Below are 12928 nucleotides of genomic sequence, written 5' to 3' on the forward strand. Positions count from 1 at the left end.
CCTCAGGAGGCGTTCCGTGGCGAGATCGTGAAAAGATCCTCGGCCTCGTGCCCGTCGGGAAAATCGTTGGGGGAGAACAGTTCACTCTTGGTGATCTCACATCCGCGCCGGTGGGCGACGGACGTGAACAGTGCAATCGATGCCGCATTGTCCGGGCTGATGGTGGTTTCGAGCTTCCAGACGCCTTGCAGCGCAACATGGTCGAGAAGATGGGAAAGCATGCGGCCGGCGAGTCCGCGGCCGCGCTGATTCTCGTCCACGGCGACTTGCCAGACGAAGAGTGTGGCCGGCACCTCGGGGCGCACGTAGCCGGTGACGAATCCTACGGCCCTGTCGTCGACGGTCGCGACGATCGAGGTGTCCTGAAAATCTCTGCACCACAAAAGGTACGAGTAGCTCGAATTGAGGTCGAGCACCTGTGAATCCTTGGCGATCTCCCAGAGCCGGACTCCGTCTGAGATCTGGGGCTTACGAAACTCCACCGCGTCCGGCACGGTGGTTGGGGTATTTCTCAGCTGTAATGGCGTCATTGTGGTTGGCGTCCTTGTCGTTCGAACGTAACAACCCGGCGCCTCGATTTCACGGAACCATCGAAATCGGACAGAGAAGACCCTGCAGTCGTGCAGGTGAGACGGTGAATGTGACCCTGGTCACGTCCGGTATCACTTGGGGGTGGCGAGTGCGAAAGGAAGGACGGAGGAGGCACCTGCCCGACGCAGGGTGCGAGCCGCCATCGTGAGTGTCCAGCCGGTGTCGGTGACGGTGTCGAGAAGCAGCACCGGGCGGTTCAGGCCGGACAGGTCCGGGGCGTCCCACAGTCCGTCGAGCCCCGCGACGCGGTACGCGGAATTGGCCGCGGACACCGGCGGGAGATCGGGCCGCATATGCAGCACGCCCAAGTCGTCGAGTCGGCCGACCTCCGCCAGTCGGGCGGTGAGCGAGCGCATCAGGGTCGGGTGCGTCGGGGATTCGAGACCCATGACCGCACCCGGGCGCTCGGCCCAGTCCCAGGCGGCGAGGACCTTGATGCAGGCGTCGACGATCGCATCCGGTACCGGGGCGTCGGGGCCGTCCAGCAGGCCTCGCAGGCGCTGACCCCAGCCCAGATCGGACAGCCGACCGAGCACGCGTCCCGGCTCCGGCCCGTCGGAGATCTTGCCGGACAGATTGATTCCGAGCTTGGCCATGCCGGTGGGCCACTGCTTGCGCGGCGCCAGGTCGATGCCGGGCCGCTCCAGACGCCGCCGGGTGTCGGCGAGTGTGGTGTCGCTCACCTCGGCGCGGTACTTGGGTCCGGCGCAGTTGTCGCAGCGGCCGCAGTTACCGGCGTCGGCGAGGCCCGGATCGTCGAGTTGGCGGCGCAGGAAGGTCATCCGGCACTCGTCGGTGCGCTCGTACTCGAGCATCGCCTGCTGTTCGGCCTGACGGGCGGCGTCCAGGCGGCTGTAGCGTTCGGCGTCGTAGGTCCACGGCTGCCCGGTGGCTACCCAGCCGCCCCGGACGCGGCGCACCGCACCGTCCACGTCGAGCACCTTGAGGACGAGGTCGAGTCGCGTCCGGTTGAGTTCCACGAGCGGCTCGAGGGCCATCGTCGACTGCGGGCGCTCGGTATCGAGGACGTCGATGACCTTGCGCACGATGTGTTCACGTGGAAACGAGACCGACGCGAAGTAGCTCCAGATCTGTTGATCCTCGTGGCCGGGAAGCAGCACCACCTCGGCGCTGTCGGTGGAACGCCCGGCGCGACCCACCTGCTGGTAGTACGAGATCGGCGACGACGGGGCGCCGAGATGCACGACGAACCCCAGGTCGGGCTTGTCGAACCCCATGCCCAGCGCCGACGTCGCGACCAGCGCCTTGACGCGGTTGTTCAGCAGATCGTTCTCCAGTACCTCCCGCTCGGCGGCGTCGGTCTGACCGGTGTAGGAGGCGACCTGGTGCCCGCGGTCGGCCAGCAGGCTCGCCAGGTCGCGCGCGGCCGAGACGGTGAGGGTGTAGATGATGCCGGACCCGGGCAGCTCGTCGAGGTGCTCGGCGAGCCACGCCGCGCGCTGGGTGGCCTCCGGGATGCGGACGACGGACATGCTCAGCGAGTCGCGTTCGAGGGTGCCGCGCAGCACCAACGTCTCGGCGCCGCCGACCCCCAGCTGCGTCGAGACGTCGGCGACGACCCGGTCGTTCGCGGTGGCGGTGGTGGCCAGCACCGGGATGCCCTCGCCCAGTTCCTCGACGAGGGTGCGGATGCGGCGATAGTCGGGACGGAAGTCGTGGCCCCAGTCCGAGACACAGTGCGCCTCGTCGACCACGACGAGCCCGGCATCGGCGGCCAGCGAGGGGAGGACCTGGTCGCGGAAGTCGGGGTTGTTGAGCCGTTCGGGACTGACCAGCAGCACATCCAGCTCGCGGGCCGCCACGCGCTCGTGGATGTCGTCCCACTCGGTGACGTTGCCCGAGTTGATGGTCGCCGCCCGCACGCCGGCCCGCTCGGCGGACGCCACCTGGTTGCGCATCAGCGCGAGGAGCGGCGAGACGATCACCGTGGGGCCGTGCCCGTGCGCGCGCAGCAGCTTCGCGGCGATGAAGTAGACCGCGGACTTGCCCCAACCGGTGCGCTGCACCACCAGCGCCCGGCGCCGACCGACCACCAGGGCTTCGATCGCGGTCCACTGATCCTCACGTAGCCGGGCGTCCGGACCGGCGAGATCGCGGAGCAACCGTTCGGCCTCGTCACGGAGATCGGCGGCGGACTCGGTGGTGGTCGCGGTCGTCATGGGTCCATGGTGCCCGAGGGGGCCGACAGCGCGGTGGAGCGGTGGCTGCGCTCAGTGGGCCGACCGTGCCATGTGCAGGATCGGGAAGGGGCGGCCGTCGCCGTCGGTCGCGGAACGGCCCACCGTGACGAACCCGTGGCGTTCGTAGAACCCGACGGCCTGCGGATTCTGTTCGTTGACGTCGAGGACCAGATCGGGGTGTTCGGTGAGCGCGCGCCCGAGCAGGGCGGAACCGATGCCGTGCCCCCGGTGTGCGTCGTCGACGAACAGCATCTCGAGGGAGTTGCCGGCGATCCCGGAGAACCCTGCGGGGGTGCCGTCGACGTCGGCGACCGTCAGTTCGACGGCCGGCAGGTAGTCCTTCTCCATCCGCGACGCATAGAACTCGACGTCCTCGGGGGTGAGGAAGGTGTGCGTGGCCTCGACCGCGCTGCGCCAGATCCGGACGAAGGACGGCCATTCGGTCGGGCCGTGACACGGGCGCAGAACGGGCTCGATCGAGTTGCTCATCCCCGGGACCGTGCGCGCGGCGGTTCGGGGTGCCAACCCGTTTTCCGGTCGGCCGTGCCGGGTCAGCGCCGCCCGGCCACCAGTGCGTCGATCTCGGTCCGGGTCGGCGAAGCCGCGGCCGCCCCGGGCCGTGTCGTGGCCAGCGCGCCCGCGGCGCAGGCCACGGCCAGCGCGTCCTGCGGTCCGCGGTGCCAGGCGACGGCGAGCGCACCGGTGAAGGCGTCGCCGGCACCCGTCGTGTCGATCGCCTCGACGGCGGGGGCGTCGACGCGGATCCGCTCGCCGTCGGGGCCTCGGTAGCGTGCCCCGTCGGCGCCGAGGGTCGTGACGACGTGCGGCACCCGCGCGAGGGTGTTCTCGCCGAGCTGCCGCTCCTCGGTCTCGTTGACGACGAGGACGTCCACCGTGTCGACGAGGTCGTCCGGAAGTGGCTGCGCCGGCGACGGGTTGAGGATGACCACGGTGTCGTGCGCGGCGGCGTGGCGTGCCGCCGCGGTCACGGTGTCGAGGGGAATCTCCAACTGACACAGCAGGACGTCGGCGTCGGCGATCGCTGTCAGTTCCTCGTCGGTGAGGTCCACGATGCGGGAGTTCGCGCCCGGCACCACGACGATCGCGTTCTGGCCGTCCGCGTCGACGGTGATCGCGGCCACTCCGCTGGGGCCCGGCACCTCCCGCAGGCGTTCGGCGTCGACCTCGGCGTCCACCAGCGCCTGGCGCAGTTCCAGTGCGAACGTGTCGTCGCCCACCGCGCCCACGAACACGACGTCCGCCCCGGCCTTCGCCGCGGCGACCGCCTGGTTAGATCCCTTGCCGCCCGGCGACGTCGAGAACGAGGTGCCGAGGATCGTCTCGCCGGGGGCCGGCATCCGGTCGGTGCGTGCCACCAGATCCATGTTGATGCTGCCGACGACGACCACCGAGTTCTGCGCCATGTGCCGAGGCTAGCGTCACACGACGGGCGGAGTCAGTAGCGCGACGACGCGCGTCCGAGCAGTGCGAAGTAGCCCCCGCCCACCAGCACGCCGAACACCGCGCCGACCGCCAACGCGATCCGGCCGGCCTCGGTGAAGAACAGCAGCACGACGACGAACGCCAGGAACGTCAACGCGATCCAGTTCGTGTACGGCGCTCCGGGCAGCCGGTAGTCGGAGGCAGGCAGCGCGCCCCGATTGACGAAGCGGCGGTAGCGCAGATGACAGGCCAGGATCACGCCCCACACGAAGATGATCCCGATCGTCGACACCGACGTGATGTAGACGAACGCGCGGTCGGGCGACAGGATGTTGACGATGACGCCGATGATCATCGCGGCGGCCGACATCGTGATGCCCACGTAGGGCACCTGCCGACTGCTCAGCCTGCCCAGTGCCTCCGGAGCTTCGTGGCGGAGCGAGAGGCTGCGCAGCATCCGGCCGGTCGAGTAGATGCCGGAGTTGCACGAGGACAGCGCGGCGGTGAGCAGGACGAAGTTCATGATGCCGGCGGCGGCGGGGATGCCGATCTGCTCGAGCACCTCGACGAAGGGACTCTTGCCGGCGTGGAAGTCCTGCCAGCTGGCGACCGACAGGATCACGATCAGGGAGCCGACGTAGAACAGGCCGATGCGGAACGGGAGCGTGTTGATCGCCTTGCGGAGGGTCTGCTTGGGATCCTTCGCCTCGCCGGCCGTGACGCCGACGAGTTCGACGCCCACGTACGCGAACATCACCACCTGCAGGCTCATCAGCGCGCTGCCGAACCCGTTCGGGAAGACACCGCCGTCGGCCCACAGGTTCGTCACCGTCGGGTTGGTGGCGTGGCCGAAGCCGAGCGTGAGGACGCCGATGCCGATCAGGATCATCCCCAGGATCGCGGTGATCTTGATGGCGGAGAACCAGAATTCCGCCTCGCCGAAGAGTTTGACCGAGATGAGGTTGGCGCTGAACAGGACGAGCAGCACCACCAGCGCGGTCAGCCACGTCGGGACACTCGGCCACCAGTACTCGACGTACTTGCCGGCCACCGTGATCTCGGCCATGCACGTGGCCGCCCACACTGCCCAGTACGCCCACCCGGTCGCGAAGCCGAAGAACCGCCCCAGGAATTCCTCGGCGTACTCGGCGAAACTGCCGGAGATCGGCCGGTACGTCAGGAGTTCGCCGAGCGCCCGCATGATGACGAAGATCGCCAGACCGGCCGCCAGGTAGGCGAGGATGAGCGACGGCCCGGCCTCCTCGATGGCCCCGCCCGCGCCGTAGAACAGGCCGGTCCCGATCGCACCACCGAGCGCGATCATCTGCACGGTGCGGGCGTTGAGTCCGCGGCTGTATCCCTCTGACGGTGCTTGATGAATCGTCTCGTGTTGTGACACTGACTTTTCCTTACGCAGTCGGCGCATGGGCAGAACGATTATGCGCCCGAACCGATCGCTAATCTGTAGAGATGACTGCCGCGACGCACACTTCACCGGCCGCCAGCGACTCCGGGGACACCCGCCAGGAGGTCCACGACGCGGCCCGGCGCGCGCGCGTCGCGTCCCGGGCCCTGGCGCTGCTGACGACCGCGCAGAAGGACGCTGCCCTGCAGGCGGCGGCGGATGCGGTCGTCGCCGCGACCGACGCCGTCCTCGCCGCGAACGCCGAGGACATCGAGACCGCCCGCGCGGCCGGCACCGAGGACTCGCTCCTCGACCGACTTCGTCTGACTGCCGCGCGTGTCGAGGGCATCGCGTCGGGTCTGCGTCAGGTGGCCGGCCTGTCCGACCCCGTCGGTGAGATCGTCCGCGGCTCGACGCTCCCCAACGGCCTCGAGATCCGTCAGGTCCGCGTCCCCCTCGGCGTGGTCGGCATGGTGTACGAGGCCCGCCCCAACGTCACGGTCGACGCCTTCGGCCTGGCGCTCAAGTCCGGCAACGCGGCGCTGCTGCGTGGATCGTCGTCGGCCGCGCATTCCAACGCCGCCCTGGTGCAGGTGCTGCGGGAGTCGCTCACCGGGCAGGGCCTGCCCGCCGACGCCGTCCAGTTGCTGCCCAGCGCCGACCGCTCCAGCGTCACGCATCTCATCCAGGCCCGCGGCCTCGTCGACGTCGTCATCCCGCGCGGCGGTGCCGGACTGATCAACGCGGTCGTCCGCGACGCGACCGTGCCCACCATCGAGACCGGTGTCGGCAACTGCCACGTCTACGTGCACGCCGCCGCGGACCTCGAGATGGCCGAGAACATCGTCCTCAACGCCAAGACCCGTCGCCCCAGCGTGTGCAACACCGCCGAGACGCTGCTGATCGACGCCGCGATCGCCGACACCGCGGTGCCCAAGCTGCTCGAAGCGCTGCAGATGCACAGCGTCACCGTGCACGGCGACCTGCCCGGGCTCGTCCCCGCGACCGAGGACGACTGGTCCGAGGAGTACCTGACCCTCGACATCGCCCTGAAGGTCGTCGACGGCCTGGACGAGGCCGTCGCGCACATCGACCGCTACGGCACCGGTCACACCGAGGCCATCGTGACGTCCGATCTGTCCGCTGCGCGCGAGTTCACCACGCGTGTCGACGCAGCCGCGGTTATGGTCAACGCCTCGACTGCCTTCACCGACGGTGAGCAGTTCGGGTTCGGTGCGGAGATCGGGATCTCCACGCAGAAGCTGCACGCCCGCGGCCCGATGGGTCTGGGCGAGCTCACCTCGACCAAGTGGACTGTCTGGGGAGACGGTCATACCCGACCGGCCTGACGGCCCGAAAGGAGCGAGTGTGGACCGCGCCCTGCCGACCGCACCTCCGCTGTTCGCGAGTCTCGACGACGTCGCCGCGCGTCTCGCCGAGACCGGCTACCTGGCGGACAAGGCGACCGCGACCGCGGTCTTTCTCGCCGACCGGCTGGGCAAGCCGCTGTTGATCGAGGGCCCGGCCGGTGTCGGCAAGACGGAGCTGGCGCGGGCCGTGGCGCAGACGTCGGACGCCGAGCTGGTGCGCCTGCAGTGTTACGAGGGTGTCGACGAGTCCCGCGCGCTCTACGAGTGGAACCACGCTAAGCAGATCCTGCGGATTCAAGCCGGCAGCGACCACAGCTGGGACGCGACCAAGGAGGACGTGTTCTCGGAGGAGTTCCTGCTGTCGCGCCCGCTGCTGACCGCGATCCGCCGCGAGGATCCGACGGTGCTGCTGGTCGACGAGGTCGACAAGGCCGACGTCGAGATCGAGGGCCTACTGCTCGAGGTCCTCAGCGACTTCGCGGTGACGATTCCCGAGCTCGGCACGATCACCGCGACGCGCAAGCCGTTCGCGGTCCTCACCTCGAATGCGACCCGGGAACTGTCCGAGGCGCTCAAACGGCGCTGTCTGTTCCTGCACCTGGACTTCCCCGACGCCGACCTCGAGCGCCGAATCCTCGCGAGCCGGGTGCCGGAGCTGCCCGAGGCCGTCGCCGAGCAGCTGGTCCGCACGGTGAACGTGCTGCGCGGGATGCAGCTCAAGAAGGTGCCGTCGGTGTCGGAGACCATCGACTGGGGCCGGACACTGCTCGCGCTGGGGCTCGACACCCTCGACGACGACGCGGTCCGCGCCACGATGGGCGTGGTGCTCAAGCACCGCGCCGATCAGCAGCGCGCCGCCGCCGAGTTGCGTCTGAACTGAGAGGGCGGAGCCGATGGTCACCTCGCCCGCGAACCGTCGCGGTGGTCCACCCGCCCCGCACGGCATTCCCGGTCACCTCGTCGACTTCGTCGAGGCGCTGCGACGGCGCGGCATCTCCGTCGGCCCGTCGGAGACGGTCGACGCCGGTCGGGTGATGTCCGTGCTGGACCTGCTCGATCGGGAGGCGCTGCGCGAGGGACTCGCGTGTTCGCTGCTGCGCCGCCCCACCCATCGGGCCACGTTCGACGCGCTGTTCGACCTGTGGTTCCCGGCCGGAGTGGGCCTGCGCGGCCAGGGCGCGGACGACGCCCCGACCATTCCCCGGACCCCGGACGGCGAGATCGACTTCGACGCGCTGCAGGAACTGCTCGCCGAACTGCTGGCCGACGACTCGCCGGAGGCACTCGAGCAGCTCGAGGCGCTCGTCGCGAAGATGGTCGAGGACATCGGTAGGTACGAGTCGACGAACGGACCGTCGTTCTCGGCGTACCAGGCGCTGCGGAACGTCGCACCGGACACCCTCCTCGACAAGATCCTGTCCGGGCTGCTGGGAAACCAGCCGCAGGAGGACAAGGCCGCCGGCAACTACGCGTCCGAGGTCGCCAAGCGGGCCGCGGTGCAGCGCATCATGGATTTCCGCAAGATGGTCGAGTCGGAGACCCGGCGCCGGTCCGCGGAGCAGGTCGGCAAGGAACGCGTCGCGAGCTACGGGGTGCCCAAACTTGCCGAGGAGGTGGACTTCCTGCGGGCGTCCGACTCCGAGCTGGTGGCGCTGCGGCGCAGCGTCACCCCGCTCGCACGGCTCCTGGCGAGCCGCCTCGCCGTGCGGCGCAGCCGGGCCCGCTCGGGCTCGATCGACCTGCGGCGCACGCTGCGCAAGTCGATGTCGACGGGCGGGGTGCCGATCGACCTGGTGCAGCGCAAACCTCGCCCGGCCCGCCCGGAACTGGTGTTGCTGTGCGATGTCTCGGGTTCGGTGGCCGGCTTCTCGCACTTCACGCTGCTGCTGGTGCACGCGCTGCGCGAGCAGTTCTCCCGGGTTCGAGTGTTCGCGTTCATCGACACCACCGACGAGGTGACCCGCTTCTTCGACACCGGGGCCGATCTCGGAGTGTCGATGTCGCGGATGATCCGGGAGGCCGAGCTGATCACGTACGACGGCCACTCCGACTACGGGCATTCGCTCGGGGTGTTCGCCGAACGGTACGCGCACACCCTCACCGGGCGGAGTTCACTGCTCGTGCTCGGTGACGGCCGTAACAACTACCGCGATCCGGGACTGCCCGCGCTCGAGAGCCTGGTGTCGGTCGCCAAGCATGCGCACTGGCTCAATCCCGAACCGCGGGGTCAGTGGGGTACCGGGGACTCGGCGGCCCTCGTCTACAACGAGGTGATCGACATGCACGAGTGCCGGTCCGCGCAGCAGTTGGCGGCGGTGGTCGCCGGTTTGCTGCCTGTGTGACCGGGTGCGCCGCGGCAGCCCGTAAGCTGGATCCTCGTGCAGCAGCCGACAGTGATCACCCCGCGGCGCCGCCTGGGCGTGATGGGTGGCACCTTCGATCCGATCCACCACGGTCACCTCGTGGCCGCGAGTGAGGTCGCGGATCGATTTGCTCTCGACGAGGTGATCTTCGTGCCCACGGGACAGCCGTGGCAGAAGGACGATCGCGACGTCAGTCCGGCCGAGGACCGTTACCTGATGACGGTCATCGCGACCGCGTCGAACCCGAGATTCTCGGTGAGCCGCGTCGACGTGGACCGCGGCAAGATCACCTACACGGTGGACACGCTGCGGGATCTGCGGGCCCAGCACCCCGACTCGGAGCTCTACTTCATCACGGGTGCGGACGCGCTCGAGAGCATCCTGTCGTGGCAGGACTGGGAGGAACTGTTCGCGCTGGCCAAGTTCGTGGGCGTCTCGCGGCCGGGCTACGAACTGCACACCGAGCACCTCTCGTCCCACCTCGAGCGGTTGCCGCGGGACGCGGTGACGTTGATCGAGATCCCCGCGCTGGCGATCTCCTCGACGGAATGCCGGCTGCGGGCGAGCGAGCACCGGCCGGTCTGGTACCTGGTGCCGGACGGAGTGGTGCAGTACATCAGCAAACGAAACCTGTACCGGCCGCAAGGGGTGGAGCGGCTGGACGGCGCGGTCACGATGTCGGAGCCGGTCCCGGCGCGACAGTCGTCCGCCGAACCTTCACAATCTTCAGCACAAGCAGAACCGGGAGAACACTGAGTGAGCGCATCGAACGACGCCATCGAGATGGCACGAATCGCGGCACTGGCGGCCGACGAGAAGTTGGCCTCGGACGTGGTGGTGCTCGACGTCTCGGAGCAGCTCGTGATCACGGACTGTTTCGTGATCGCGTCGGCTGCCAACGAACGTCAGGTCAACGCGATCGTCGACAACGTCGAGGACAAGCTGCGGGAGGCCGGGCACAAGCCGGTGCGTCGCGAGGGCGCGCGCGAGGGCCGTTGGGCCCTGATCGACTTCGTCGACATCGTCGTGCACATCCAGCACACCGACGAGCGCAATTTCTACGCGCTGGACCGGCTGTGGAAGGACTGCCCGGAGATCCCCGTCGAGGGCGTCGAGCCCCGCAGCCTGTCGCTCGACGGCGAGCCGGCCGACGAGGCGGGGGAGTCGGAGCAGTGACGGCGGCCGCAGCCGGACCAGCGGTCAGGCGGCTGATCCTGCTGCGGCACGGGCAGACCGAGTACAACGCCTCCAACCGGATGCAGGGACAGCTCGACACCGATCTGTCCGATCTGGGCCGGGCGCAGGCGAAGTCCGCGGCGCAGGCCCTTGCCGACACGCGTCCGTTCGCGATCGTCTCGTCGGATCTGCGTCGCGCGCACGACACCGCGCTCGCGTTGGGTGACCACATCGGGGTGCCCGTCGAGACCGACGATCGGCTGCGGGAGACGCATCTCGGGGAGTGGCAGGGGCTCACCCACACCGACGTCGACGAGATCTCGCCCGGCGCGCGGGCGCGGTGGCGGAGCGACGCCGAGTGGGCGCCGCCCGCCGGTGAGAGCCGGATCGACGTCGCTGCGCGCAGTCTGCCGGTGGTGCAGGAACTGCTCGAACGCCACGGGAGCTGGGGCACGGACCCCCTGGTTCTCGTTGCACACGGTGGTCTGATCGCCGCGCTGACAGCGCGTCTGCTCGACCTTCCGGCGGATCGTTGGCCGGTGCTCGGAGGACTCGGGAACACCAGCTGGGTGCAGCTCAGCGGACACGGGGAGGGTACGGAACCGGTATGGCGGTTGGATGTGTGGAACGCGTCGGCGAACGTGGCCGGCGACGTGCTCTGACGGCGGCGCCGTCGTCTCGACGCCTGACGGCGGCGACGTCGTGACGGCGCCGGAGGCGGAGCCGCCGGTCCTGCTCGTGGTCGCGGACTCGCTCGCGTACTACGGACCCAAGGGCGGGCTGCCCGCGGATCACCCGCGGATCTGGCCCAGCCTGGTCGCGAAGGAACTGGGCTGGCGCGTGGAGTTGGTGGCGCGCATCGGTTGGACCAGTCGCGACGCGTGGTGGGCGATCACGCAGGATCCGCGGGTGTGGGCGGCGGTCCCGCAGGCCGGAGCGGTGGTGTTCGCGGTCGGCGGCATGGATTCGCTGCCGTCGCCGCTGCCGACGGCCCTGCGCGAGCAGTTGCGATACATCCGCCCGCCGGCGCTGCGGCGCGTCGTGCGCTCCGGCTATCAGTGGCTGCAGCCGCGGCTGTCGAAGCTCGGGCGTCCGGTGGCCCTGCCGCCGAAGCTGTCGGTCGAGTACCTCGAGAGTTGCCGCGACGCGCTCGCGGCGATCCGGCCGGACCTGCCGGTGATCGGTACGTACCCGTCGGTGCATCGCTGTGACGCGTACGGTCGGGTGCACGTCGGGCGGGAACCCGCGGTGCGGGCGCTCGAGGCGTGGTCGTCGCAGAAGGCAGTGCCGATGGTCGATCTCGCGGCCGCCGTGCGCGACAACGTCTTCTCCGACCGCGCCAACCCCGACGGAATCCACTGGGGCTGGGACGCTCACGAGGAGGTGGCGGCGGCGATGATCGACGCGATCAAGAACGTCCGGCGCCCAGTGCCGTCCACCGAATCCGGAGCGGAGTAGCGCCGTGCCCGTCGTCGTCGTGACCGATTCGTCGGCCTGCCTGTCGCCCGAACTGGTCGACCGCTTCGGCATCCGGGTGGTGCCGCTGCATCTGCTGAGCGGCGGACGGGATCTACGGGACGGCATCGACCCGGTCCCGGACGACCTGTCCAGCGTGACGACGTCGGGAGCCTCGCCGGGTGAGCTCACCGACGCGTACGCCGAGGCGCTCGAACAGAGCGGCGGCGACGGCGTGGTGGCCGTGCACATCTCCCGTGGGCTGTCCGGCACGTGGGAGGCCGGCCGTCAGGCCGCCCAGAAGCTCGGCGAGAAGGTTCGTATCGTCGATTCGGAGTCGACGGGGATGGGTCTCGGGTTCCCGGCGCTGGCGGCGGCCCGGGTGGCGCGCGCCGGCGGCGGTCTCAAGGTCGTGTACCAGCGGGCCGTGGAAGTCGCCGCGCGGGGACGGACGTTCATCGTCGTCGATCGCCTCGATCACCTGCGTCGCGGCGGCCGCATCGGAACGGCGGCCGCCCTGCTCGGCACCGCGCTCGCGATGAAGCCGGTGCTGCACATCGTCGACGGGAAACTGGTGCTGCGGGAGAAGACCCGGACGTCGAGCAAGGCACTCACGAAACTCGTCGACGCCGCCGTCGAGCAGGCGGGGACGGGTCCCGCCGCGGTCGCGGTGCACCATTCGCATGCGGCCGAGCGGGCCGAGGACGTCGTGGCCCAGCTCAAGGACCGGATTCCGGATCTGAGCGAGGTCGTCGTCACCGAGATCGGGGCGGTCCTCGGAGCGCACGTCGGCCCGGGTGCGGTCGGTGTGGTGGTGTGCCCGGGAGGGGCGGATCTACCTGCATCGGGCGGCGATTCGACGCGGTCATCCACAGCCGATCACTGATCCACAGGTTTCTTTCGGACGGCTGATTCCGCGGGGGC

At 69.5% G+C, this 12928-nt stretch carries 13 protein-coding genes; 8 read left to right on the forward strand and 5 right to left on the reverse strand.

Annotated features, from left to right (window positions below; genetic code table 11):
- Positions 1-2: 2 nt before the first annotated feature.
- From ectA to ABEU20_RS01230, 5 genes are all read right to left on the reverse strand, one after another.
- Positions 3-530: a diaminobutyrate acetyltransferase gene (ectA, locus tag ABEU20_RS01210; protein WP_420162575.1), complete on the reverse strand. Its 528-nt coding sequence runs from the start codon at positions 528-530 to the stop codon at positions 3-5.
- A 132-nt stretch (positions 531-662) separates the two neighbouring features.
- Positions 663-2771 carry a RecQ family ATP-dependent DNA helicase gene (locus ABEU20_RS01215; RefSeq protein ID WP_420162576.1) on the reverse strand — a complete coding sequence of 703 codons (2109 nt, stop codon included), beginning with the start codon at positions 2769-2771 and terminating at the stop codon, positions 663-665.
- 51 nt (positions 2772-2822) lie between these two features.
- A complete protein-coding gene (locus ABEU20_RS01220) occupies positions 2823-3281 on the reverse strand; it encodes an acetyltransferase (protein ID WP_420162577.1) in 459 nt (152 codons plus the stop codon).
- Positions 3282-3343: 62 nt separating this feature from the next.
- A complete protein-coding gene (locus ABEU20_RS01225; RefSeq protein ID WP_420162578.1) occupies positions 3344-4216 on the reverse strand; it encodes a ribokinase in 873 nt (290 codons plus the stop codon).
- 32 nt (positions 4217-4248) lie between these two features.
- Positions 4249-5661 carry an amino acid permease gene (locus tag ABEU20_RS01230; protein WP_420162579.1) on the reverse strand — a complete coding sequence of 471 codons (1413 nt, stop codon included), beginning with the start codon at positions 5659-5661 and terminating at the stop codon, positions 4249-4251.
- A 44-nt stretch (positions 5662-5705) separates the two neighbouring features.
- Between ABEU20_RS01230 and ABEU20_RS01235 the strand changes: the two genes are divergently transcribed.
- Genes ABEU20_RS01235 through ABEU20_RS01270 form a run of 8 tightly spaced genes read left to right on the forward strand, consistent with a single transcriptional unit; the run spans position 5706 to position 12890 of the window.
- Positions 5706-6989: a glutamate-5-semialdehyde dehydrogenase gene (locus tag ABEU20_RS01235; RefSeq protein ID WP_420162580.1), complete on the forward strand. Its 1284-nt coding sequence runs from the start codon at positions 5706-5708 to the stop codon at positions 6987-6989.
- A gap of 19 nt (positions 6990-7008) precedes the next feature.
- Positions 7009-7890, forward strand: a complete 882-nt coding sequence (locus ABEU20_RS01240; protein ID WP_420162581.1) for an AAA family ATPase — start codon at positions 7009-7011, stop codon at positions 7888-7890.
- A 13-nt stretch (positions 7891-7903) separates the two neighbouring features.
- A complete protein-coding gene (locus ABEU20_RS01245; protein WP_420162582.1) occupies positions 7904-9352 on the forward strand; it encodes a vWA domain-containing protein in 1449 nt (482 codons plus the stop codon).
- 36 nt (positions 9353-9388) lie between these two features.
- Positions 9389-10129 (forward strand): nicotinate-nucleotide adenylyltransferase, encoded by a 741-nt coding sequence (nadD, locus tag ABEU20_RS01250; RefSeq protein WP_420162583.1) that lies wholly within the window; start codon positions 9389-9391, stop codon positions 10127-10129.
- Positions 10130-10549 (forward strand): ribosome silencing factor, encoded by a 420-nt coding sequence (rsfS, locus tag ABEU20_RS01255; RefSeq protein ID WP_420162584.1) that lies wholly within the window; start codon positions 10130-10132, stop codon positions 10547-10549.
- Entirely contained in the window at positions 10546-11211 is a 666-nt protein-coding gene (locus ABEU20_RS01260) for a histidine phosphatase family protein (protein WP_420162585.1), read from the forward strand. The genes rsfS and ABEU20_RS01260 overlap by 4 nt, the downstream gene beginning before the upstream one ends.
- A gap of 40 nt (positions 11212-11251) precedes the next feature.
- Positions 11252-12007: a diglucosylglycerate octanoyltransferase gene (gene octT / locus ABEU20_RS01265; RefSeq protein WP_420163117.1), complete on the forward strand. Its 756-nt coding sequence runs from the start codon at positions 11252-11254 to the stop codon at positions 12005-12007.
- A gap of 4 nt (positions 12008-12011) precedes the next feature.
- Complete coding sequence (locus ABEU20_RS01270; protein ID WP_420162586.1) at positions 12012-12890, forward strand: DegV family protein; 879 nt, start codon at positions 12012-12014, stop codon at positions 12888-12890.
- The last annotated feature ends 38 nt before the right edge of the window (positions 12891-12928 follow it).

It is taken from the genome of Rhodococcus parequi (assembly GCF_046042785.1).
Taxonomy (GTDB): Bacteria; Actinomycetota; Actinomycetes; order Mycobacteriales; family Mycobacteriaceae; genus Prescottella; species Prescottella parequi.